General features: G+C 62.9%; 25 protein-coding genes, 1 tRNA gene and 1 pseudogene. 16 read left to right on the forward strand and 11 right to left on the reverse strand.

The window, feature by feature from the left end; genetic code table 11:
* Positions 1-77 precede the first annotated feature (77 nt).
* A complete protein-coding gene (locus BA190_RS14330; protein WP_068288209.1) occupies positions 78-827 on the forward strand; it encodes an SDR family NAD(P)-dependent oxidoreductase in 750 nt (249 codons plus the stop codon).
* A 4-nt stretch (positions 828-831) separates the two neighbouring features.
* Here BA190_RS14330 and BA190_RS14335 read toward each other — a convergent pair whose 3' ends face one another.
* A complete protein-coding gene (locus BA190_RS14335) occupies positions 832-1,080 on the reverse strand; it encodes a hypothetical protein (RefSeq protein ID WP_068288211.1) in 249 nt (82 codons plus the stop codon).
* Positions 1,081-1,209: 129 nt separating this feature from the next.
* Between BA190_RS14335 and BA190_RS14340 the strand changes: the two genes are divergently transcribed.
* Complete coding sequence (locus tag BA190_RS14340) at positions 1,210-2,223, forward strand: histone deacetylase family protein (RefSeq protein WP_068288214.1); 1,014 nt, start codon at positions 1,210-1,212, stop codon at positions 2,221-2,223.
* 95 nt (positions 2,224-2,318) lie between these two features.
* Positions 2,319-2,510, forward strand: a complete 192-nt coding sequence (locus BA190_RS14345) for a hypothetical protein (RefSeq protein WP_068288216.1) — start codon at positions 2,319-2,321, stop codon at positions 2,508-2,510.
* Between the two features lie 92 nt (positions 2,511-2,602).
* On the opposite strand, the gene BA190_RS14350 is transcribed toward BA190_RS14345, so the two are convergent.
* The 5 genes from BA190_RS14350 to BA190_RS14370 form a co-directional block, all read right to left on the reverse strand.
* Positions 2,603-2,839, reverse strand: a complete 237-nt coding sequence (locus tag BA190_RS14350) for a hypothetical protein (RefSeq protein ID WP_068288219.1) — start codon at positions 2,837-2,839, stop codon at positions 2,603-2,605.
* Positions 2,840-3,091: 252 nt separating this feature from the next.
* Positions 3,092-4,264 (reverse strand): N-acetylglucosamine-6-phosphate deacetylase, encoded by a 1,173-nt coding sequence (gene nagA, locus BA190_RS14355; RefSeq protein ID WP_068288222.1) that lies wholly within the window; start codon positions 4,262-4,264, stop codon positions 3,092-3,094.
* Complete coding sequence (locus tag BA190_RS14360; RefSeq protein ID WP_068288225.1) at positions 4,261-5,271, reverse strand: SIS domain-containing protein; 1,011 nt, start codon at positions 5,269-5,271, stop codon at positions 4,261-4,263. The genes nagA and BA190_RS14360 overlap by 4 nt, the downstream gene beginning before the upstream one ends.
* Before the next feature lie 14 nt (positions 5,272-5,285).
* On the reverse strand, positions 5,286-6,068 hold the full coding sequence (locus BA190_RS14365) for a GntR family transcriptional regulator (protein WP_068288356.1): 783 nt from the start codon (positions 6,066-6,068) through the stop codon (positions 5,286-5,288).
* Positions 6,069-6,148: 80 nt separating this feature from the next.
* Positions 6,149-7,051: an N-acetylglucosamine kinase gene (locus BA190_RS14370; RefSeq protein ID WP_068288228.1), complete on the reverse strand. Its 903-nt coding sequence runs from the start codon at positions 7,049-7,051 to the stop codon at positions 6,149-6,151.
* A 372-nt stretch (positions 7,052-7,423) separates the two neighbouring features.
* On the opposite strand from BA190_RS14370, the gene BA190_RS14375 reads away from it, so the two are divergent.
* From BA190_RS14375 to BA190_RS14430, 12 genes are all read left to right on the forward strand, one after another.
* On the forward strand, positions 7,424-8,680 hold the full coding sequence (locus BA190_RS14375) for an ABC transporter substrate-binding protein (protein WP_068288231.1): 1,257 nt from the start codon (positions 7,424-7,426) through the stop codon (positions 8,678-8,680).
* Positions 8,681-8,772: 92 nt separating this feature from the next.
* Entirely contained in the window at positions 8,773-9,705 is a 933-nt protein-coding gene (locus tag BA190_RS14380) for a carbohydrate ABC transporter permease (protein ID WP_068288240.1), read from the forward strand.
* 10 nt (positions 9,706-9,715) lie between these two features.
* Complete coding sequence (locus tag BA190_RS14385; RefSeq protein ID WP_068288243.1) at positions 9,716-10,555, forward strand: carbohydrate ABC transporter permease; 840 nt, start codon at positions 9,716-9,718, stop codon at positions 10,553-10,555.
* A gap of 128 nt (positions 10,556-10,683) precedes the next feature.
* Entirely contained in the window at positions 10,684-11,685 is a 1,002-nt protein-coding gene (locus tag BA190_RS14390; RefSeq protein ID WP_068288246.1) for an ABC transporter ATP-binding protein, read from the forward strand.
* A gap of 205 nt (positions 11,686-11,890) precedes the next feature.
* Positions 11,891-13,048 (forward strand): M20 family metallopeptidase, encoded by a 1,158-nt coding sequence (locus BA190_RS14395; protein WP_068288249.1) that lies wholly within the window; start codon positions 11,891-11,893, stop codon positions 13,046-13,048.
* A 134-nt stretch (positions 13,049-13,182) separates the two neighbouring features.
* On the forward strand, positions 13,183-13,785 hold the full coding sequence (locus BA190_RS14400; RefSeq protein WP_068288252.1) for a transcriptional regulator: 603 nt from the start codon (positions 13,183-13,185) through the stop codon (positions 13,783-13,785).
* Entirely contained in the window at positions 13,782-14,744 is a 963-nt protein-coding gene (locus tag BA190_RS14405) for an ornithine cyclodeaminase family protein (RefSeq protein ID WP_068288255.1), read from the forward strand. Before BA190_RS14400 ends, BA190_RS14405 begins: the two co-directional genes overlap by 4 nt.
* A 70-nt stretch (positions 14,745-14,814) precedes the next feature.
* Positions 14,815-15,603: a transporter substrate-binding domain-containing protein gene (locus BA190_RS14410; RefSeq protein WP_068288259.1), complete on the forward strand. Its 789-nt coding sequence runs from the start codon at positions 14,815-14,817 to the stop codon at positions 15,601-15,603.
* A gap of 113 nt (positions 15,604-15,716) precedes the next feature.
* Complete coding sequence (locus tag BA190_RS14415; RefSeq protein WP_068288262.1) at positions 15,717-16,382, forward strand: ABC transporter permease; 666 nt, start codon at positions 15,717-15,719, stop codon at positions 16,380-16,382.
* Positions 16,383-16,391: 9 nt separating this feature from the next.
* Positions 16,392-17,126 carry an ABC transporter permease gene (locus tag BA190_RS14420; protein ID WP_068288264.1) on the forward strand — a complete coding sequence of 245 codons (735 nt, stop codon included), beginning with the start codon at positions 16,392-16,394 and terminating at the stop codon, positions 17,124-17,126.
* The gene (locus tag BA190_RS14425) at positions 17,123-17,851 is read left to right on the forward strand and encodes an amino acid ABC transporter ATP-binding protein (protein ID WP_068288267.1); all 729 of its coding nucleotides are present in this window, start codon (positions 17,123-17,125) and stop codon (positions 17,849-17,851) included. Before BA190_RS14420 ends, BA190_RS14425 begins: the two co-directional genes overlap by 4 nt.
* A 37-nt stretch (positions 17,852-17,888) precedes the next feature.
* Entirely contained in the window at positions 17,889-18,851 is a 963-nt protein-coding gene (locus BA190_RS14430; protein WP_068288270.1) for a threonine/serine dehydratase, read from the forward strand.
* Positions 18,852-18,996: 145 nt separating this feature from the next.
* Here BA190_RS14430 and BA190_RS35925 read toward each other — a convergent pair whose 3' ends face one another.
* The 3 genes from BA190_RS35925 to BA190_RS14440 all read right to left on the reverse strand — a co-directional run bounded on the left by BA190_RS35925 (position 18,997) and on the right by BA190_RS14440 (position 20,223).
* Positions 18,997-19,149: a hypothetical protein gene (locus BA190_RS35925; protein ID WP_156771516.1), complete on the reverse strand. Its 153-nt coding sequence runs from the start codon at positions 19,147-19,149 to the stop codon at positions 18,997-18,999.
* Between the two features lie 586 nt (positions 19,150-19,735).
* Positions 19,736-19,996, reverse strand: a complete 261-nt coding sequence (locus BA190_RS14435; RefSeq protein ID WP_068288273.1) for a GlsB/YeaQ/YmgE family stress response membrane protein — start codon at positions 19,994-19,996, stop codon at positions 19,736-19,738.
* 35 nt (positions 19,997-20,031) lie between these two features.
* Positions 20,032-20,223, reverse strand: coding sequence for a CsbD family protein (locus BA190_RS14440; protein WP_068288276.1), 192 nt, complete (start codon positions 20,221-20,223; stop codon positions 20,032-20,034).
* Positions 20,224-20,424: 201 nt separating this feature from the next.
* On the opposite strand from BA190_RS14440, the gene BA190_RS14445 reads away from it, so the two are divergent.
* The gene (locus BA190_RS14445) at positions 20,425-20,850 is read left to right on the forward strand and encodes a septal ring lytic transglycosylase RlpA family protein (RefSeq protein WP_068288279.1); all 426 of its coding nucleotides are present in this window, start codon (positions 20,425-20,427) and stop codon (positions 20,848-20,850) included.
* Positions 20,851-20,950: 100 nt separating this feature from the next.
* On the opposite strand, the gene BA190_RS14450 is transcribed toward BA190_RS14445, so the two are convergent.
* Both BA190_RS14450 and BA190_RS35245 read right to left on the reverse strand, forming a co-directional pair.
* Positions 20,951-21,025 (reverse strand) — tRNA-Gly (locus tag BA190_RS14450).
* Between the two features lie 153 nt (positions 21,026-21,178).
* A pseudogene (locus BA190_RS35245) lies at positions 21,179-21,282 on the reverse strand (nitroreductase family protein); the annotation flags it as partial.

Consider the following 21,282-nt stretch of genomic DNA (forward strand, 5'->3'; position numbering starts at 1 on the left):
GATATCACCCGGATGCCCCGGAAAACGCGGAGGCGCCGGCGGGACGGCCGGCATTTGGAAGGCAGGGAAGGACCGGCATGACCACGATCATTCGCTTCGAGGGCCGCGGCGCCATCATCACCGGCGGAGCCTCCGGCATCGGCCTCAAGACGGCTGAGCGCATCGTGGCCGAAGGCGGCTCGGTCTCGATCTGGGACGTGGATGCTGCCCGCATCGAGACGGTTCGCCAGGCCTTGGGGCCACGGGCCCATGGCATTGCCATCGACATCACCGACGCTGCTGCCGTGGAAAAGGCGGCGCTGCAGGCCGAAAGCCAGCTCGGCCGCATCGACGTGCTGGTCTGCTCCGCCGGCGTGGCCGGCAAGAACGAATTGCTGGTCAACTATCCGATCGAGGAGTGGAAGCGGGTCTACGACATCAACGTCAACGGCCTGTTCTATTGCAACCGCTTCGTTGCGCCGCTGATGCAGAAGTATGGCTATGGCCGCATCGTGAATGTCGCCTCCATCGCTGGCAAGGAAGGCAATCCCACGGCTTCGGCCTATTCCTCGTCGAAGGCAGCGGTAATCGGCCTGACCAAGTCGCTGGGCAAGGAACTCTCGAAGGAGGGCATCACCGTCAACGCCATCACGCCGGCGACGGTCGACACGCCGATCTTGCAGCAGGTCAGCCAGGCCCATATCGACTACATGCTGTCGAAGATCCCGATGGGCCGCTTCGGCACCGTGGAGGAACTGGCCGCCATCATTACCTGGCTCGCCAGCGAGGAATGCTCCTTCACCACCGGCGCCGTGTTCGACATTTCGGGCGGCCGCGCCACCTATTGATCGTTCAAGAGGAACGGCGGGCCATCAGCGCCCGCACCAGCACCACGGCGAGCGCCGCCAGTCCGATGGCGGAGGCCGCTAGGATGACGGTGAGGCTCGTCGTCACATAGCAGGGTGCGGAATTGGCGGGATTCTGTTGGCAGGGAAACCGGCTGTCGATCAGACGCGCCAGATAATGTCCCTGCGTCTCGAGAAAGACCAGCGTGGCGCAGCCGAGAGCCAACAGTGCTAGGAAACCGGTACTCGGACGCATGATGGAAGTCCTTGGGAAAAGAGCGTCTATTTTTCGCACCGGTTGATCCGTGTGGCAGTTTCGCCGGTCACAGCCAGATCGGCTAAACAGGGAGCGGATCGAGTCGCAGCCGACGGAGGAACAGCGGACATGAAGGTCGTATTCAGCGAAACCCAGAGGCGCCACGACCCGACCTTCTTCCTGTCGAGTGGTACGCAGCGGCCCAATCCGGAAGTGCCGCGCCGCTGTGACATCCTGCTGCAGGCGGCCCTTGGAGCAGGGCTGACGCAGGTCGCTCCCGATGATGCCGGGTTGGCGCCTGTCGCGGCCGTGCACAAGCCCGACTACATCCATTTCCTGCGCCATATCCATGCGCGCTGGCGGGAGATCGATGGCGCTTCGGCCGAGGTGATCCCCAACATCCATCCCGATCGCCGCAATGGCGCCTATCCCGCCTCCGCCGTCGGACAGGCGGGCTATCACATGGCCGACACGGCCTGTCCGATCTCGGCCGGAACCTATGAGGCGGCCCTGGCCAGCGCCCACACCGCCTATCATGCCGCCGGCTTGGTGCTCGGCGGCGAACGCGCCGCCTATGCGCTTTGCCGTCCGCCGGGCCATCACGCCTTCGCCGACCTTGCCGGCGGATTCTGCTTCTTCAACAACAGCGGCATCGCCGCCCAGGCCTTGCGCAGCCGCCATGACCGCGTCGCCATTCTCGATGTCGACCTGCACCACGGCAACGGCACCCAGGGCATGTTCTATGGCCGCCCCGACATCTTCACGGTTTCCGTCCATGCCGACCCCATTCGCTTCTACCCCTTCTTCTGGGGGCATGCGGACGAGCGGGGCGAAGGCGAGGGGCTGGGCTACAACCTCAATCTGCCCCTGCCGCGCAAGACGGGGGACGAGGGCTTCCTCGCTGCCCTCGACGTGGCCCTGGACCGTATCGCCGCTTTCGCACCGGGCGCGCTGGTGGTGGCGCTCGGCCTCGACGCTTTCGAGGGCGACCCCTTCCAGGAATTGACGGTGACCACCAAGGGTTTCGCCCGTATCGCCGCCCGTATCGCCAGCCTCGGGCTGCCGATGGCGATCGTGCAGGAGGGCGGCTATGTCTGCGACGCCCTCGGCGACAATCTCGCCAGCTTCCTCGGCGGGCTGTAAGGCATTTTTCCAGCATGCATGGGTTACGACATCAAAATGCCGGGGTCGGGGCGTAGGTTCGAGACTGGTTTGGGACGATTGAGGGAGTTGTTCCGATGACCAGTCTCGCTGTCGATGCCAGTGCCTTGCTGGCAGCCCTCTGGATGCCGGCCCTGTTCAAGGTTCTCGCCGCCGATATTGCCATCGGCGCGGTCATCCTGTCAGGCTATCTCTGGCACAGGAAACAGGAACGCTGCAATGCCGAGCTGTCCGAGCGTAAATGGGGCAGGCGGCATCTGCATGGCTGAAGTCGCCTTCGCCGCTATAAACGGTCTGCTTGAACTTCTCGCCTCGATGCTTTCTCTCAAGCGAAAGTCTGCCGGCTTTTCGGCATGACAGCTCAATGCACGATGGCACCGGCCGCATTGCCCTTCGACATCCATACCACCAAGGCATCGTTGAAGGAGGCCACGGCATCGCTGGCAATCGGGATGCGGATAATGGCCCCATCCGCAAATTCGAATTCGGCTACGGCAAATTGCCGATGTTCCGGTGCAGTCAGGCCGCGAAATTTCGTAAGAAGCGGCGTGACGACCGAGCCGTCTCCACTTCCGAGCGGGTCCGAAGGATCGCTCATTCAACCATCCAATGCCAAGTCCAATAATTGCCTTCCCTATGACGAAAGGCTGTGACATGGGCGTGATACGAAATATATCATCTGAGAATTTTTTTGGGCCAATGACAAGCAGAGACATCATGCTGACGCAAAGGCATAAAAAATATGTGACCCGGTTGCCGTGATAGAGTCCGACTGTAATATAGAAATGGAAACGCCTCCTGGGCAATTTTTGCCAGGAAGCGTGTGAGTATGAGTCTATTCTCTATTGTATCAACGTGGAATTCTTGATCGGAAAGCTGCAGATCCGCCGATCCAGACCGAGGTTATCGCCAGATCATCCGTCAGCACAACCATGTCGGATCGGCTCCCTCGGGCCAGGCGGCCATACCGCAGGTCCATGCCCACGGCCATGGCCGGGTAAAGCGAGGCCATGCGCAGGGCTTCGCCGAGATCGAGGCCGATCCGCTCATGCATGAAACGCACGGCCGAAATCATGTCGAGGTCGGCGCCTGCGAGAGTGCCGTCATCGAGGGTCAGGCGGCCGTTTTCGCGTTTGATCACGCGGCCATTGAGCGTGAACTGCCGCATATCCGTGCCGATCGTGGCCATGGCGTCGGTGACCAGGAAGATCCGGCCGGGGTGCCGCTTGGCCCGCAATGCGATGTCGATCGTGATGGGGTCGACATGGATGCCGTCGGCCACCAGCCCGGCGGAGAGACCACCAAGAGCGATCGCCGTGCCGGCAAGCCCCGGTTCGCGATTCTTGATCTGGCTCATGGCGTTGAACAGATGCGTGGCCATGGAGGCGCCGGCCTCCGCCGCCGCGACCACGTCCCCATATTCGGCATCGCTATGGCCGATGCTGACGATCAGCCCTGCCTCCGCGAGGCGGCGGATCTGGGCCGGCGTCACCGATTCCGTCGCGACCGTCGTGAGCAGGACGGGAACCTGGCTTCTGGCGGCGACCAGCCTGGCGAGATCGGTCTCCTCCATCGGGCGGATCAATTGCGGATCATGCGCGCCCTTGCGCGAGACGGCCAGATGCGGCCCCTCGATATGCAGGCCGAGGAAACCCGGCACCTTCCGTCGCTGGGCCTCCGCGCCGGCCTCGAGGGCCTCGGTGGTGATATCGGGCGTGTCGGTGATCAGGGTCGCCAGCAGCGCCGTGGTGCCGAACTGCGCGTGAGCCGCGCAGATGGTGGCGATGGTCTCGGCGTCTCGGCGGTCGTTCAGCATCACGCCGCCGCCGCCATTGACCTGGAGGTCGATGAAGCCGGGGGCGATGAAGCCCGCCTCGATCGTCTCGACCGCGATTCCCGCCGGCATGGCGCTGCGGGGCACGATCGCCTCGATGCGCACGCCGTCGACGATCACGGCGGCATCCTGGTGCCAGGCCTCGCCATCGAAGATGCGCGGGGCCAGCAGGGCCGATTGCGTGCTCATACCGTCTCCGTGACCTTGCGCAGATTGCGGGGCTCGTCGGGATTGAGGCCGCGACGACGGGCGAAGGCCTCGACGAAGGCGTAGAAGGAAGCGATCAGCACCAGCGGGTCGGTCAAGGGGTGGCCGGTGGCTGCGAAGGGCAGGCGTGCGGCTTGCTTTGCGCCATCGGCGGTGATGAAGGCGGCCGCTCCCTTGGCCGCCAGTGCGTCGGCGGTTCCAATGATGGAGCTTTGGGCCTTGTCGCGTGCGGCGAGGGCCAGCACGGGGAAGCCGGGCCCGACCAGCGCCATCGGCCCATGCATGACTTCGGCGCCGCTATAGGCTTCCGCGTGCACCGAGCAGGTTTCCTTGAACTTTAGCGCCACCTCGTTGGCGATCGCCAGGGCGGGGCCGCGGCCGAGCACGAAAACGGAGGAGGTGCCGTCGAGGGCGTCGGCCAGGGCAGTCCAGTCGCAGGCGACCGCCTGTTCCAGGTGGCGGGGCAGATCCTGGAGAGCGGCGAGCAGTGCCTTGTCGCCGGCCCAATAAGCGAGGACGCCGAGGCCGGCCACGGCGGAATTCACGAAGGTCTTGGTGGCAGCAACGCTCTTCTCCGTGCCGGCGGCGATATCGATGGCGTGATCGGCCGCGAGCGCCAGCGGCGAGCCCGCCGTGTTGGTGAGGGCGATGGCGACGGCGCCGCTATGGCGCACCGCTTCCGCCATGGCGACGATGTCGGGGCTCTTGCCCGATTGCGAGATGGACAGGCTGGCGGCGCCGGCGAGCTTGAGCGGCGCCTGGTAGATCGAGGCGATCGAAGGACCCAGCGAGGCGACCGGCACACCGGTGGTCAACTCGACCGCATATTTGACAAAGGAGGCGGCATGGTCGGAGGAGCCGCGGGCCACGGTGACGAGGACGCGCGGATCGACGGCCTTCAACGCAGTGCCCGCCCGTTCCATCTCGGCGGCGGATTGTTCGAACAGGCGTGCGACGGCCTGGGGAATTTCCAGCACCTCGCGGCGCATATGGGTCTCTGTTGTCACAGTGCTTCTCCTTCGCTGGGCTCGGCCAGTCGCAATTCCGCTACGAAATCATAGGTATCGCCCCGGTAGATCGACCGGGTGAATTCAACCACCTTGCCGCTCGGCAGATAGGAGACGCGCTCGATGTTGAGGCTGGCGGCTCCGGGAGGCACGCGCAGCAACTGGGCATCCTCCGGCCCGAGATTGGCGGCCGAGATGCGCTGGACGGCGCGCACCGGCTTGTTGCCGTGCTCGGCAAGGGCGGCGTAGAGCGAGGAGCCGACCGCTTCCGGGTTCGGCAGCAGGGAGGCCCCGATCGAGGCGCGTTCGATCGCGACAGCGGCTTCATTGGCAAAGCGCAGGCGATTTACCCGTGCCACCATCTCGTTGGCGGTCAGGCCGAGGATCATCGTCTCTTGCGGCGAGGGTACATAGAGGCCGCGCTCGAGCCAGACCGAGTGCACCAGCTTGCCGCGCCGTGCCATGTCTTCGGTGAAGGATGTCAGGCGCGACAGCGACTGCTCGACGCGTTCAACCCGCGGCGCCACGAAGGTACCTGAGCCGTGGCGCTGGATCAGCACCCCCTGTTCGACCAAGTTCTGCAGCGCCTTGCGCACGGTGACGCGCGAAATATCGGCCTTCATGGCGATGTCACGTTCGGAAGGGAGCGCATCGCCGGCGGCCAGGACACCGTCCCGCACCGCTTCCTCGATCGATTTGCGCAATTGCAGATAGAGCGGCGCATTGCTGCCCTTGGCATCGGCGAGGGAACGGAAGATGAGGTCGACGGCGTCACTCATGGCTTGCCTTTCCAAGCCGAATTCCCGGGCCTGTTCCTTATAGGAGGGCAAGAGTTCGGCGTAACTCAACTGCCTGGCGATCATGGCTGCATCAGTCCCGGTTTGCCATCCGACAATGACCGCTCGAGGCCGAATAGTCGGGCAGCCATGGATACTGCGCCTCCCAGCGCGTCCTGCAGAGGAGGCACGAGCCGCTCCCGGTGTTTTGGGGGCAGGCGAGGTCCGATCAGCGTTGCCAGGCCGCCCAATAAGCAACGGGGTGTCGCATTGGCAAGCGCAAGCGCGTCCAGGGATGCCTCCACCGCTGAAACGGCCCGACCTACGATCCTCTCCGCCGCCGGGTCGCCGCGATCGAGATAGTCGAAGATCATCGGTGCGAAGGTGCCGAAATCACGCGGCTGGGCGGATTTGGTGAACTCGACGATCGCCTGTGGATCGTTGTGATGTGCCGCCAGCACGGCGGCCAGCAGAGGCGTGAGAGGAGCCGTGCCGTCATGGGCGAGCAGCGTCTCCTCGAGCAGATCGCGCCCGATCCGTGCGCCGCTGCCCTGGTCGCCGAGCAGGAAGCCCCAGCCGCCGAGGCGGCGGATTTCGCCCGACTGGCGCGCCAGATAGTGGCTGCCCGTGCCCAGGATGCCGATGGCGCCGTCTCCCGCGCCGATCGCGCCTTCCAGGGCGATGAGTACGTCGGACTCGATCAGGCAGCGGCGAAAGGGCAGGCGAGTGCGCAGCTCGGCGGCATAGGTTCCGATATTGGCGCCCGCCAGGCCGAGCACGACGGGGGTGTCGGGAATATGGGCCGGATCCTGGCCGGCGGTGGCGAAGGCCTGGCCGACGGCTGCCATGATGCTCTCGCATGCTCCGTTCAAATCCGTGCGGATATTGGCCGACCCGGCCTTGGCGCGGCCGATGATCTGGCTTTGGGCTGTCGCGAGCGCCGCCCTGCAGCTTGTGCCTCCGCCATCGACGCCAAGGATCATCATTGCAGTCTTCTCCCTATACGAAAACAATACCAATAAGCTACCACTCGTCAAGGGGCATTCTAGGCAAAAAATTTAAACTAAACAAAATCAGATATTTACATGAAATATGACAACCTGGAGAGAAAAGTTATGTGAGACCACTAGACAAGTGGTATTTATTTGGTATTGTCCGGCGCATCGGGGAGGCGGGGTCGGACCTAGGCCGGCGCTGCCGAGCGGAGGCCTGCGGGCGTGCAGGTTCTTCGGGTCTCCGGGCAGCAGACCAGTTGCCGGCCGGGAAAGGCTGCATGAGCGGCGCATCCCGGTGGAGCTGGATACCGCAAGGTTGACCAGAGCCGGCCCGGGTAGTGGCCGGTACAGGGAGGAAGACGGATGAAGAAGCGACTTTTGACGGCCCTATTCCTGGGCACTACTTTTCTCAGCGCGACGGCCGCCTGGGCCGAGGACGCTACCCTCACCATCGAAAGCTGGCGCAATGACGATCTTGCCATCTGGCAGGAAAAGCTGATCCCTGCCTTCGAGAAGGCCAATCCCGGCATCAAGGTGAACTTCACCCCGTCGGCGCCGCCGGAATACAATGCCGCGCTCAACGCCAAGCTCGATGCCGGCACCGCCGGCGACGTGATTGCCTGCCGTCCCTTCGATGCCTCGCTGGAGCTCTACAAGAAGGGCCAGCTGACGGATCTGTCGACCCTGCCGGGCATGGACAATTTCACCGACACGTCCAAGTCTGCCTGGCAGACCGACGACGGCAAGACCACTTTCTGCGTGCCGGTCGCCTCGGTGATCCACGGCTTCATCTACAACAAGGAAGCCTTCGACAAGCTAGGCCTCAAGCCGCCGCAGACCGAGGACGAGTTCTTCGCCGCCCTCGACAAGATCAAGGCGGACGGCACCTATGTTCCGATGGCGATGGGCACCAAGGATCTGTGGGAAGCCGCCACCATGGGCTACCAGAACATCGGGCCCAACTACTGGAAGGGCGAGGACGGCCGTCTGGCGCTGATCAAGGGCGCCCAGAAGCTGACCGATGCCGATTGGGTCGAGCCCTTCGTCACGCTGGCCAAGTGGAAGTCCTATCTGGGCGACGGCTTCGAAGCGCAGACCTATCCCGACAGCCAGAACCTGTTCACCCTCGGCCGTGCCGCCATCTATCCGGCCGGTTCCTGGGAAATCTCCCCCTTCGGTGCGCAGGCGCAGTTCAAGATGGGCGCTTTCCCGCCGCCGGTGCGCAAGGCCGGCGATACCTGCTACATATCCGACCACAACGACATCGGCTTCGGCCTGAACGCCAAGAGCAAGAACCCGGAAGCAGCCAAGAAGCTGCTGGCTTGGATCGCTTCGCCTGAATTCGCCACGCTCTACGCCAATGCTTTGCCGGGCTTCTTCAGCCTCGCCAAGAGCGAGGTGAAGCTCGAAAATCCGCTGGCGCAGGAATTCGTGTCCTGGCGCAACAAGTGCAAGTCGACCATCCGCTCGACCTACAAGATCCTGTCGCGCGGCACGCCCAATCTCGAGAACGAGACCTGGGTGGAATCCGCCAATGTGATCAACGGCGTCGACACGCCGCAAGCTGCTGCCGAGAAGCTCCAGAAGGGGCTCGACAGTTGGTATAAGCCGGCTAAGTAAGATCGGCTCGGCCGCGCCTCGCTGACGGCGCGGCCATCCTCCCCCTCATCGCCATCTCCGACAACAGCAACGCACATGCGAGGATTGCTGCAATGTCTCTCGAAGATTCACCAAATAGAAAAGTGTTCCGCTGGCACATTCCGGTTTTCCTGGCGCCGGCCGTCATCATCTACACGCTCGTGATGATCCTGCCGCTGATCGGTACCCTGCAGCTTTCGCTGTTCCGGACCGTCGATGGTGTGTCGCATTTCGCGGGGCTCGACAATTTCCGCACGCTGTTCGGCGATCCGCGCTGGGCCTCCAGCTTCTGGAACGCCCTGCGCAACAATTGCTGGTTCTTCCTCATCCATATGGTGGTGCAGAACCCGATCGGCGTCGTGCTGGCGGCACTGCTCTCCCATCCCAAGCTGCGCTTCGCCGCCTTCTACCGCACGGCGATCTTCATTCCGACCGTGCTGTCCTTCGTGATCGTCGGCTTCGTGTGGAAGCTGATCCTTTCCCCGCTCTGGGGCGTGGCGCCCTCGATGCTCGACCTGATCGGCCTCAAGAGCTGGTTCACGCCGCTGCTCGGCAAGGAAGCCTATGCGCTGACCACGCTCGGCCTCGTTTCGGTCTGGCAGTTCGTGGGCATTCCGATGATGCTGATCTATGCCGCTCTGCTGTCGATCCCCGACGAGGTGATCGAGGCGGCCGAGATGGACGGTATCACCGGCATCGCCCAGTTCTGGAAGATCAAGCTGCCGCTGATCCTGCCTTCGATCGGTATCATCTCGATCCTGACCTTCGTCGGCAACTTCAATGCCTTCGACCTGATCTATTCGGCGCAGGGCGCGCTGGCCGGGCCGAACTATGCCACCGACATCCTCGGTACCTTCCTCTACCGCACCTTCTTCGGCTTCCAGCTGCAGCTCGGCGATCCGAACATGGGCGCTACCATCGCCTCCATGATGTTCTTCATCATCCTGGCCGGCGTGTGCGTCTACCTCTTCGCCATCCAGACGCGGCTGCGGCGGTATCAGTTCTGAGGAGATCGACATGAGCAAAGCTACGCACTCGCCGGCCCGGTCGATCGCCGCCCACGCGGTGCTGATCGCCTACACCGTGATCGCCCTGTTCCCGGTGATCCTGATCCTGATCAACTCCTTCAAGTCGAGGGATGCGATCTTCCGTTCGCCCCTGACGCCGCCGGGGCCGGCGACCTTCGATGCCATCGGCTACAAGACCGTGCTCGCCCAGGGCGACTTCTTCCTCTACTTCCAGAACAGCATGATCGTCACGGTGGTCTCCCTGTTCTTCGTGCTGCTGCTCGGCGGCATGGCGGCCTTCGCACTGGCCGAGTACCGCTTCAGGGGCAACACGCTGATGGGGCTCTATCTGGCTTTGGGCATCATGATCCCGATCAGGCTCGGCACCGTCGCCATCCTGCAGCTCATGGTCGCCACGGGCCTGGTCAACACGCTGACGGCCCTCATCCTGGTCTATACGGCGCAGGGCCTGCCGCTGGCGGTGTTTATCCTGTCCGAGTTCATGAAGCAGGTCTCGGACGATCTCAAGAATGCCGGCCGCATCGACGGATTGTCGGAGTACCGTATCTTCTTCCGCCTCGTCCTGCCGCTAGTGCGGCCGGCCATGGCCACCGTCGCGGTCTTCACCATGATCCCGATCTGGAACGATCTGTGGTTCCCGCTGATCCTGGCACCGGGCGAAAAGACCAAGACCATCACGCTCGGCACCCAGGTCTTCATCGGGCAGTTCGTCACCAACTGGAATGCCGTGCTGGCGGCCCTCTCGCTCGCCATCCTGCCGGTGCTGGTGCTCTATGTGATCTTCTCGCGGCAACTCATCCGCGGCATCACTTCGGGCGCCGTCAAGTAGCGGCCCGGTGCTGAGCCGGCTCAAGACAGCCGGCTCTCCTCAAACGGCAATGCAATCTCATCACAGTCCGCCCGGAGCGGATGAAGACGCGCGCATGCGCCCCACAGGCCAATTCTAGGGGAAGTATCATGGGTTCGCTGAATATCGAGAATGTGAAGAAATCGTTCGGTTCGGTCGATATCCTCAAGGGGATCAACCTCGAAGTTGCGGACGGTGAGTTCGTCGTCTTCGTGGGGCCGTCGGGCTGCGGCAAGTCCACGCTGCTGCGCATCATCGCCGGGCTCGAGGACACCACCTCCGGCGCCGTCAGGATCGACGGCCAGCGCGTCAACGACGTACCGCCGGCCAAGCGCGGCATCGCCATGGTGTTCCAGAGCTATGCGCTCTATCCTCACCTCACCGTGCGCAACAATATGGGCCTGGGCCTCAAGCAGGCCGGCGAGGCGGCGGCCGAGATCGACAAGCGCATCAAGGCTTCCTCGGCCATGCTCGCGCTCGAACCCTATCTGGACCGCCGGCCGTCCGAACTCTCCGGTGGCCAGCGCCAGCGCGTCGCCATCGGTCGCGCCGTGGTGCGCGAGCCCAAGCTCTTCCTGTTCGACGAGCCCCTGTCCAACCTCGACGCGGCTCTGCGCGTCAACACCCGCATCGAGATCGCCCAGCTCCACCAGCGCCTCAAATCGACGATGATCTATGTGACGCATGACCAGGTCGAGGCCATGACGCTGGCCGACAAGATCGTGGTGCTGAATGCCGGCCATATCGAGCAGGTCGGCGCTCCCATGCATCTCTACAACGACCCCGACAACACTTTTGTCGCCGGCTTCATCGGCTCGCCCAAGATGAACTTCGTCGATGGCGGGCGCCTTGGCGAGAGCGTCAAGACGATCGGCGTGCGGCCCGAGCATGTCACCGTCAGCCGGGAGACCGGCGACTGGAAGGGCACTGTCGTCTATGCCGAGCATCTGGGTGCCGACACCTATCTCTATCTCGATACCGAGAAGGCGGGCTCGATCACCGTGCGGCTCTCCGGCGAGTATCAGGTCGAACCCGGCGCCACCATCTACGCCACGCCCGATGCGACGAGGATCTTGCGCTTCGACGAGAACGGCAAGCGCCTGCGCGGCTGAGGCGCGGTTCGGTGTGCCGGTCTTCAGACCGGCATTCCTGGAAACGCGACGCTCATCGGCAAAGATGCCGGTCCCGCTCCATCGACACACCGATGGAGCCGAGAAGACCGGCATACGGACCCGCCGTCATCTCCCGCACATGTAGACAAAACATTCATTGTGGACTAGTTCGTCTATGCTTGCCATTTGACGGATGAATCCTGCAATGACCGACATCGTCGAAGATGCCCTGCCTCGCCTGGTCGCAATGCGGCATGACCTGCATCGCCATCCGGAGATCTCCCGCGAAGAGGCCTGGACCTCGGCCTTCGTTGCCGAACGCCTGACCGAAATGGGAATTCCCGTCCATACCGGCGTCGGCGGCTATGGCGTGGTCGGCGTCGTCCAGGGGAGCGGGGAAGGGCCCGGCGTGGCCCTGCGAGCCGACATGGATGCCCTCGCCATGGATGAGCACAACACCTTCGACCATTGCTCGCAGATCCCCGGCGCCATGCATGCCTGCGGCCATGACGGCCACATGACCATGCTTCTGGGGGCGGCGTCCTATCTCTCGCTCACCCGCCATTTCCGGGGAACGGTCTACCTGGTGTTCCAGCCGGCAGAGGAGCGCTATGGCGGCGCCCAGCTGATGTTGGATGCCGGCCTGCTCGAGCGTTTCCCCGCGCGCAATATTTTCGGCCTGCACAACTGGCCGGATGTGCCCGCCGGCGAGGTCATCGTCCATGACGGGCCGGTAATGGCCGGGGCGGGGGAATTCACCCTGAAGTTCAAGGCGGCCGGCGGCCACGCCGCCATGCCGCACATGACCGGCGATCCCGTCCTGGCCGGCAGCCATTTCGTCACCGGTATCCAGCAGGCGGTGGGCCGCGCCGTCAACCCGCTCGAGGCGGCCGTCGTTACCGTCGGTTCGTTCCAGGGCGGCTTCGCCCAGAACGTGATTTCGCGCGAGGCCACTTTGGCCGGCACCTTCCGCGGCCTGCGCCCGGAGATCCTGGCCCTGTTGAGGGGGCGGGTCGAGGAGGTTGCTCAGTCTGCGGCCAGGATCGCTGCGACCGAGGTCGAGATCGGTTTCGACGACCTGCCGAGCCCGCCCGTGGTCAACACGCCGGCCGAAGCCGAGATCATGCGGCGGGCTGCGCGCTCGCTGCCCGGCGGCCCCGCCTTGCATGTCGGCGTGCCGACCATGGCGGGCGACGATTTCGGCGCCTTCCTCGAGCACTTGCCCGGCGCCTATGCCTGGATCGGCAATGGTCCGTCGGAGCGGAATGGCCGGCTTCACCAGCCCGATTACGATTTCAACGACGCCATCATCGGCACCGGCGTCCGCCTGCTTTCGGCTACGGCGGAACAGGCATTATTGTAGACATAAAATCTCCTGTAGACTTTTTTGTTCTTGTGCCATAAAGGGTGCAACCAAGGTGGCGATGGCACGGTGGGCTTCATCGAGAAGCCCGCCAACCGTCGCGGATAGGGGATGGACGCTTGGATCGGATGCCCATGGACAGCCTTCACCGCTATCGTCCGATCTGCGACGCCATCGCGGCGCTGTTCCAGCCCTATGTCGAGGTGGTCCTGCACGAGCTTGCCACCGACAAGGCCGTCTACATCGCCGGCAATTTCTCCAAGCGCGTGCTGGGCGAGCCCTCGCTGCTGCACGAGGTCGATTTCGACAGCCAGAATCCGGTGATCGGCCCCTATGAGAAGGTCAACTGGGATGGCCGGGCTCTCAAGTCGATCACCGTCGTGCTGCGCGACGAGGCAGGTGCCCCGCTGGGCGTGATGTGCATCAACGTCAATGTCTCCGATTTTCATGCCGTGATGCAGACGCTGTCGGCGCTGGTGCGCGTGCCGGAGCCGCATTACCGGCCGGATGCCCTGTTCAAGGAGGACTGGCACGAACGGATCAACGAGTTCATCCGGCAATGGACGCAGGGGCGCAACGTCACGATTTCCTCGATGACCCATGCTGACCGCAAGGATCTGGTCGTCGCGCTTGCCGACAGCGGCGCGTTCAGCGGCAAGAACGCTGCCGCCTATATTTCGCGCGTGCTCGGCATGGGGCGCGCGACCGTCTACAAATATTTGAGAAACGAGAAATGATTAGCCTTTCGCTGGCCCAGCTCCAGGAGCTGGTTTCGATCGACGCCGCCGCCATATCAGCCATCACCGATGCCTATGTCGCCACGGCGGACGGCCGGGCCAATGTGCCGCCGGTCGGCTATCTCGGGCTGCCCGCACAGAATGCCGATTGCCACATCAAATATGGCTATATCGCCGGCGATCCGATCTTCGTGGTCAAGATCGCTTCCGGTTTCTACGACAATCCCAAGCGCGGCCTGCCATCCAGCAGCGGCATGATGATCGCGATATCGGCTGTCACCGGCGCCACCGTCGCTATCCTCAACGACGAGGGTTGGCTCACCAATCTGCGCACCGGCATCGGCGGCGCCGTCGCTACCTTCGCTCTCTGCCGCCAGGACAGCGAGGTCTTTGCCGTGCTCGGTACCGGCACACAGGCGCGCTTCCAGATCCGCGCCGCCGCTGCGCTGGCCAAGCGTCCCGTCCAGTTTCTGGTTTGGGGACGGTCGGTCCAGAAGGCCCGGGAACTCGTCGCCGAATTCACCGGCTCCTCCATCCAGGTGTCGCTGGCGACGGATCTGGAGGAGGCCTGCCGCTCGGCCGACGTGATCATCGCCACCACGCCCTCGACCGCGCCCTATGTTGCGAGCGAGTGGATTACACCCGGCACCCACGTCACTGCCGTGGGTGCGGATGCGCCCGGCAAGCAGGAGTTGGATCCGGCCTTGATCGCAAGGGCCGACCTGCTGGTGGCCGACCTGGCGAGCCAGAGCCTCGACCATGGTGAATTTGCCACAGCCTTCCAGGCCGGCCTGTTCCGGCGGGAGGACTGCCTTGAACTCGGCGCCATCCTCAACGGGTCGAAGCCGGGTCGCAGCTCGAGCGATGCGATCACCATCGTCGACCTCACCGGTCTTGCCACCCAGGACATCGCCATCACCAGGACAGCCCTGCAGCGGGTGCCCGATCTGGTGATGTGAGGGGATTTTTCATCGACTGGGCGGCCTGTTGCCATGCCCGCAACCATTCGTTTTTCTAGAGGGGACTGCCGTGAAGAGAGTACTGTTGGTTTCGCTCGCTGCGTTGCTGAGCGTTTCGGCTGCGAAGGCGGAGAGCCTGCGCATCGCCTCCAGCGCGGATTTTCCGCCCTGGGAGTCCGTCGATGCCGCCAATGAGATCGTCGGCTTCGATCGTGACATCGGCAACGAGGTCTGCAAGCGCATCGGTGCCGACTGCAGCTGGGCCAACCAGGCTTTCGACGGCCTGCTGCCGGGCCTGCAGGTCGGCAAATACGATCTGATCATCTCGGGCCTGTCGATCAATGACGAGCGCGAGAAGCAGGTCGATTTCTCGGCCCCCTATGCCGATGCGCCGAACAACATTGTCGTCGCCGCCGGCAGCCCCGTCGCCCAGGCCAAGGACACCAAGGCTCTGGAAGAGGGCTTGGCCGGCAAGGTGATCGGCGCCCAGACGGGCTCGACCCACGAGGCCGTGATCCGGGCCCATTTCAAGGATGCCGACGTGCGTCTCTATGACCGGGCCGAGCAGGTTGCCGACGATATCGTCGCCGGCCGGCTCGATGCCGGCCTGATGGAGCGCTCGGCCTGGGAAGGCATGATGGCGTCCCGCAAGGACAGCGGCATCACCATTGCCGGTCCGCTGATCACCAGCGCCGACTATGCCGAGTTCGGCCGAGGCCAGGCCATTGCCCTGAAGAAGGGCAAGGATGATCTGAAGAAGCGGATCGACGAGGCTGTGAACGCCATGCTCGCCGATGGCACCGTCGCCAAGCTTTCGGAGAAGTGGTTCAAATACGACGTCTCCTTCAAGAAGAAATGAGCGTCGGCGCCGGCGCCGCTGGGCGCCGCCTCGAGCCGATGTGATGCTCGCTGCCCTCCCTTTCGGGGGGGCAGGACCAGCACTCCAGCGCGCTCCTGTGCGAGATTCCTTCGATGTCCGTGATTTCAGCCTATTTCCCGCAACTCCTTCAGGGCCTGCTCGTCACCCTTGAGGTAGCCGTCGGCAGTTTCCTGGTGGGGTTCGTTGTCGCCGTGGCGGCTGTCTTCGCCTGGAGTTCCGGCTCCAGGGCCCTGCGCTGGCTGGTCGCGGCCTATGTGACCGTCATTCGCGGCCTGCCGGAACTGTTGGTGATCTTCCTGGTGTTCTATGGCGGCACCGTGCTGCTCACCGGCCTGACGGGGGGCTATGTCGAGGTCAGCGCGCTGGTGGCGGGCATTGCGGCCCTGTCCTTCGTGTCGGGCGCCTACCTGACCGAAATCCTGCGCGGCGCCCTGCAGACCATTCCTGCCGGCCAATGGGAGGCGGCGCGCAGCCTCGGGCTGAAGCAGGGCCTGTTGTTCCGCAAGATCATCCTGCCGCAGATGTTCTCCCACGCGCTCCCAGGCCTCGGCAATCAGTGGCTGGTCATCCTGAAGGAGAGCGCTCTCGTCTCCATCGTCGGACTGGAGGAACTGATGCGCAAGGGCGTGGTGGCAGCCGGCGCGACCCACCAGCCGATGACCTTCTATCTTATCGTGGCAGCCCTGTTCATCCTGATCACCACCGTCTCGACCGCGTTGCTGAGCCTCGGCAGCAGTCGTCTGACCTGGATGCGATAGGAGAGCGCCATGTCCCTGGAAATGCTGCTTCGCGCCATTCCCGTCGTCCTGACCGGGCTCAAGCTGACGCTGCTGATCACCCTGGCTGCCTTTGCGGTCGGGCAGCTGGTGGCGCTGCCGGTTGCCCTGGGCCGGGTCTCGAAGTTCCGCCTGCTGCGCGGGGCGACCTGGCTCTACACCTTCCTGCTGCGCGGCAGCCCGCTCCTGGTGCAGCTCTTCATCCTCTATTACGGCCTGGCGCAGTTCCCTGCCGTGCGCAGCAGCGTGTTGTGGCCTGTTCTGCGCGATCCGGTCTGCTGCGCCATCCTGGCGATCGGCATCAATTCCTCGGCCTATGTCGCCGAGGTGATCGCTGGTGGCATCCGCAGGATCCCGGCCGGGCAGTTCGAGGCTTGCGTCTCTCTTGGCCTGTCGCGCCGGCGCACCTTCATCGACGTCGTGCTGCCGCAGACCTATCGGGCGATCTTTCCCTCGATCGGCAACGAAATCATCCTTGTGCTGAAGGCGAGCTCGCTGGCGAGCGCGGTGACCGTGATGGAGATGACGGGCGCGGCGCGCGCCTTTACCGCCAAGACCTATGCACCCTTCGAAGTGTTCATCGTCGCTGGCCTCGTCTATCTCCTGGTCGGCTTCGTCTTCAGCCTCATCTTCCGGGTGAGCGAGAGTGCGCTGTTCCGCTCGACTGGTCCCGGTTCCAGCAAGGCAGCGGTGACCGGCCGCCGGCCCGCGGAGATGACGTCGTGATCCAGGCCGACAATCTGACCAAGTCCTATGGTCCCCATGCCGTGCTCAAGGGCGTCAGCCTGTCGATGAAGGCGGGAGAGCGGGTGGTGTTGTGCGGTCCGTCGGGTTCGGGCAAGTCCACCTTCATTCGCTGCCTCAACGGCCTGGAGACGCGCAGCGGCGGCGATATCCGCATTGCCGGCCATGCCTTGGCGCGGGATTGCTCCAACGTGCTCGATCTCGCCGGCGAGGTCGGCATGGTGTTCCAGCAGTTCAACCTGTTCCCGCACAAGACGGCGCTGGAGAACCTGATGCTGGCACCCCGCCGCGTACGTGGGCTCGGCCGCAAGGAGGCGGGCGAACTCGCCATGGCGATGTTGGAGCGCATGCGGCTCGCCGACAAGGCCGCTTCCTATCCCGGCCAGCTCTCCGGCGGCCAGCAGCAGCGGGTGGCGATCGCCCGGGCGCTGTGCATGTCGCCCAAGGTGATGCTGTTCGACGAGCCGACTTCCGCCCTCGATCCTGAAATGGTGAAGGAAGTGCTCGATGTCATGGTGGACCTGTCTCGCGCGGGCCTCACCATGGTCGTGGTGACCCATGAAATGGGCTTTGCCAGGAATGTGGCCGACCGCGTCGTCTTTCTCGATGGCGGCCGGATCGTGGAGAGTGCAGAGCCGCAGGCATTCTTTGAAAATCCGCAACATGCCCGCACCCGGGACTTCCTGCGCCAAATCGCCCGGCATTGAGGCCGGGCGCGGCGAATAGGCCAAGGAGAACAATGTCATGAACCCCGACGTTCTGGCCTCGGCCGCCCGCTCGGTACAGGCGCGCCAGCGCATCAAGGCCCATATCTACGAGACGCCTCTGCTGCCGTCCCGGCAGATCGGTGCTGAAATGGGCAGCCGGCTCTTCTTCAAGGCCGAGAATTTCCAGCTGACGGGCTCCTTCAAGATCCGCGGTGCCAGCGCCAAGATCTCGGCCATGGCGCTTGGCCGGCATCTCGTCACCGCCTCATCCGGCAATCACGGCATCGGCTCTTCCCAGGCCGCCCGTTCCTTCGGGAGCGAGCTTACCGTGGTGCTGCCCGAGACGGTTGCCGCCGCCAAGCTTGCGCGCATCCGCTCCTATGGTGTGGAAACGCGGCTGCATGGCGCCGAGACCTGGTATGCGGAGCAGCATGCCCTCGAGCTCGCCCGCGACAAGGGCTATGAATATATCTCGGCCTATGACGATCCCGACGTCGTCGCCGGGCAGGGCACCATCGGGCTGGAGATCCTGGAACAGCGCCCCGACATCGACAATGTCTTCATCGCCATGGGGGGCGGGGGCCTGATCAGCGGCATTGGCAGCGTGCTGAAGAGCTTCCTGCCCCGTGTGCGCGTCTATGGCGTCGCGGCCCGCAACTCCTGTGCGCTTGCCCTGTCGATGGCAGCGGGCAAGGTGGTCGAGACCGAGCATCTGGAGACGCTGGCGGACGGTGTCGCCGGCGGGCTTGCCGAGGAGACGATCACGCTCGACCTCGCACGGGCCGTGGTGGACGAGACGATCATCTGCTCGGAAGAAGAGATTGCCGCCGCGCTCCGTGACCTTGCCTTCAAGGAAAACATGCTGGTGGAAGGCTCGGCCGGCCTGGCCCTGGCAGGCTTCGCCAAGGTCGCGCATGCCTGCCGCGACCAGGTCAATGTGGTGCTGCTGTGCGGGGCCAATTATGACCGGGACAAGCTGGTAAAAGCGGTCTTCGGCTGAAGAAGCGGCCCCAACTCGTGGATTGAGCCGGGGCCGTTGGCAGATTAGAGCAAAGTGCGATTTCTCGAATCGCACTTTCTCTCCAACTCTTTGTTTTGACGCGTTTTCTTAATCGAAAAGTCTATCAACTTTTCTGGAAAACGCTCTAGACGAAGGAACCCGCACTGTGTGCGGCCGCGTGGGCCTGGTTCTGCGTGACGGCAGTGCTGTCGCCTGCAGGCTCAGCCGATACCGACGTGAGCGTAATGGCGGTGACGGCGCTAAGAAATAGAAAAATAGACGTAATGATGATCTTCATTTCTGGAATCTCTTGAAAATATTCGGAGCAATACTTCCGAGGAGGAAGCTTCTGCTCCTCAAGCGCGATGAAATTTCACGCAAGCTAAAAATTAAATATGATTTCGTTATTGAATAAGAAATGCACCGATCTCAGCCTGATCGACGCATGCTCAAAACATGCGCAATGCAGACAGAAAGATCCATGTTTCGCTGGCTATTGGAGCCCTTGAAATCGGCGAGAACCCCCTTCCCCCGAAAGCCTCCTGATTCTCCATCGATGTTACTTACCGGTAACACCCAGGGGCGAAATAGTCAAGGCCGCAGGGACATGAGGTGGATATTTCAAGGCCGAATGGAGGATAGGCCAGCGGCGACGGCCGCCTTCATTGCGAGCAAAATCTTCAATGGCTCCCGATTCCTCCGAAGTGAAGAGCCGACGGTCAGGCCGAAATGCCTCGGCATTTTCGAAGATCACCCAGGACTTCGGTCGTTCGTATGCCGACAAACTGCAGATCCGGCGCAAGTCCGACAGCCCCAAGGCGTTTCCTCCGTCATCTTCCGCGAGAGCCAGATGGGGTGGCATTCACCCCATCTGGCCTCGATCATCAGACGCGAGAACCGCTCAGCATTCGCGCGAGTGCAATGAGGATGCAGGCGCCGATAAAGCCCGCGATGAGGTAACCCAGCCACCCGCCGAAGCCCACGCCGAGCAACCCCAGCAGAAAGCTGGCGAGGGCCGCACCGACGATGCCAAGAATGATGTTCATGAGAACGCCGGTGTTGCTCTTCATGAACATCTCAGCCAGCCAACCGGCCAAGCCGCCAATAATGATCGCGGCGATCCAACCAACCTCGGGACGATCCATTACTTCACCTCCGCTTCCATCAGATTGTCTGGGATTTACGCCTTGTCGATTACCGACTTGACTGCGTCTTTCACCTTGCCTTTGGTCTCCTGAAACTCTCCCCTGGCTTTCTGAAGCGTGCCTTCGGCTTCCATCTCCTGGTTGCCCATGGCCTTGCCGACGCCTTCTTTGACCGATCCGGCCACTTTGTTGGCGATGCCCTTCACCTTGTCCGTCGTGCTGCTCACTCGATTGCTTCCTTGAATGCAGACCCTCAACTCTCACAACGTCGGTGTCCTTTCGAGGTTCCGTAGTGATTTTGGCTTATGGATTAATGCATTGCAGTAGGCGGGTGACGGCAACGTCATTGCTGCAATCGATAGATAACAAAATCGAAACCTTTCGATTCTTACCGTAATTAATCGCCAATTACAGAAGGAATTGACTGGATGGGTATGCGCCTCATAAGCGGCATTTTCACCTTTTCCATGATAATTATCTTCATGGCTATGGTCTCTGGACATGCAGAAACCCTGGGTACAGCATCCTTTTACGGCAAGGAGCTGAAGGGATACCGCACCGCCAACGGAGAACGCTTCAATCCGGCAGGACTGACGGCTGCCCATCGGTCCCTGCCTTTCGGAACAACGCTGCGCGTTACCAACCTCAAGAACCACAAGAGCGTTGTCGTCCGCGTTACCGATCGAGGCCCTCATAAGCGTGGCCGCATGATCGACCTCTCCTATGGAGCGGCCAAGGCCGTCGGCATGCTCGACACGGGCACGACGAGAGTTTCAGTCGCCAGGATTGCGGCGCCTTCCCAAGCCTCGGATAAGGGCAACTCGCCGCCAAAGCTCCCGGCTCGTCGACGATAGCCGATGGCCGCATCGACGGACCTTTTGCGTCTGGGACTTCGTGCAACCGGCTTCTCCCCGACTCGCAATGGCTACTTGACCATTGTTTCTAAGGGATTTTTGGAGCGGGCGATGGGAATCGAACCCACGACATTCAGCTTGGGAAGCTGACGTTCTACCTCTGAACTACACCCGCGCAGCGATTGCTGCGATCTTGTAGCCTGTTTCTCAGGGATGGATCAAGGCCGCCCTGCGCTTTTCATTGAATGTGACAAGGCCCGGCTCAAGGCCGGGCCTGACGATCTCGCAACTATCAGCTCATTGCGCCGGTTCGCGGCGCCGGCTGCCCTCAGCTGTAGACCTTGAAGCGGTCATTGTCGTTCATGAAGCTCTTCTCGGGGAAGGGCTGCTCATTGGAGCCGAAGGGCATCTGGGCGCGCAGCTTCCAGGACT

The sequence above is a fragment of the Labrys sp. WJW genome (genome assembly GCF_001676615.1).
In the GTDB taxonomy this organism is placed as follows: Bacteria; Pseudomonadota; Alphaproteobacteria; order Rhizobiales; family Labraceae; genus Labrys; species Labrys sedimenti.

What these genes read in the sequence shown, in the direction of transcription:
- BA190_RS14330 (WP_068288209.1), top strand. Translation starts at nt 78, where the DNA reads ATGACCACGATCATTCGCTTCGAGGGCCGCGGCGCCATCATCACCGGC.
- BA190_RS14335 (WP_068288211.1), bottom strand. Translation starts at nt 1,080, where the DNA reads ATGCGTCCGAGTACCGGTTTCCTAGCACTGTTGGCTCTCGGCTGCGCC.
- BA190_RS14340 (WP_068288214.1), top strand. Translation starts at nt 1,210, where the DNA reads ATGAAGGTCGTATTCAGCGAAACCCAGAGGCGCCACGACCCGACCTTC.
- BA190_RS14345 (WP_068288216.1), top strand. Translation starts at nt 2,319, where the DNA reads ATGACCAGTCTCGCTGTCGATGCCAGTGCCTTGCTGGCAGCCCTCTGG.
- BA190_RS14350 (WP_068288219.1), bottom strand. Translation starts at nt 2,839, where the DNA reads ATGAGCGATCCTTCGGACCCGCTCGGAAGTGGAGACGGCTCGGTCGTC.
- nagA (WP_068288222.1), bottom strand. Translation starts at nt 4,264, where the DNA reads ATGAGCACGCAATCGGCCCTGCTGGCCCCGCGCATCTTCGATGGCGAG.
- BA190_RS14360 (WP_068288225.1), bottom strand. Translation starts at nt 5,271, where the DNA reads ATGCGCCGCGAGGTGCTGGAAATTCCCCAGGCCGTCGCACGCCTGTTC.
- BA190_RS14365 (WP_068288356.1), bottom strand. Translation starts at nt 6,068, where the DNA reads ATGAGTGACGCCGTCGACCTCATCTTCCGTTCCCTCGCCGATGCCAAG.
- BA190_RS14370 (WP_068288228.1), bottom strand. Translation starts at nt 7,051, where the DNA reads ATGATGATCCTTGGCGTCGATGGCGGAGGCACAAGCTGCAGGGCGGCG.
- BA190_RS14375 (WP_068288231.1), top strand. Translation starts at nt 7,424, where the DNA reads ATGAAGAAGCGACTTTTGACGGCCCTATTCCTGGGCACTACTTTTCTC.
- BA190_RS14380 (WP_068288240.1), top strand. Translation starts at nt 8,773, where the DNA reads ATGTCTCTCGAAGATTCACCAAATAGAAAAGTGTTCCGCTGGCACATT.
- BA190_RS14385 (WP_068288243.1), top strand. Translation starts at nt 9,716, where the DNA reads ATGAGCAAAGCTACGCACTCGCCGGCCCGGTCGATCGCCGCCCACGCG.
- BA190_RS14390 (WP_068288246.1), top strand. Translation starts at nt 10,684, where the DNA reads ATGGGTTCGCTGAATATCGAGAATGTGAAGAAATCGTTCGGTTCGGTC.
- BA190_RS14395 (WP_068288249.1), top strand. Translation starts at nt 11,891, where the DNA reads ATGACCGACATCGTCGAAGATGCCCTGCCTCGCCTGGTCGCAATGCGG.
- BA190_RS14400 (WP_068288252.1), top strand. Translation starts at nt 13,183, where the DNA reads ATGGACAGCCTTCACCGCTATCGTCCGATCTGCGACGCCATCGCGGCG.
- BA190_RS14405 (WP_068288255.1), top strand. Translation starts at nt 13,782, where the DNA reads ATGATTAGCCTTTCGCTGGCCCAGCTCCAGGAGCTGGTTTCGATCGAC.
- BA190_RS14415 (WP_068288262.1), top strand. Translation starts at nt 15,717, where the DNA reads ATGTCCGTGATTTCAGCCTATTTCCCGCAACTCCTTCAGGGCCTGCTC.
- BA190_RS14420 (WP_068288264.1), top strand. Translation starts at nt 16,392, where the DNA reads ATGTCCCTGGAAATGCTGCTTCGCGCCATTCCCGTCGTCCTGACCGGG.
- BA190_RS14430 (WP_068288270.1), top strand. Translation starts at nt 17,889, where the DNA reads ATGAACCCCGACGTTCTGGCCTCGGCCGCCCGCTCGGTACAGGCGCGC.
- BA190_RS35925 (WP_156771516.1), bottom strand. Translation starts at nt 19,149, where the DNA reads ATGAAGATCATCATTACGTCTATTTTTCTATTTCTTAGCGCCGTCACC.
- BA190_RS14435 (WP_068288273.1), bottom strand. Translation starts at nt 19,996, where the DNA reads ATGGATCGTCCCGAGGTTGGTTGGATCGCCGCGATCATTATTGGCGGC.
- BA190_RS14445 (WP_068288279.1), top strand. Translation starts at nt 20,425, where the DNA reads ATGGGTATGCGCCTCATAAGCGGCATTTTCACCTTTTCCATGATAATT.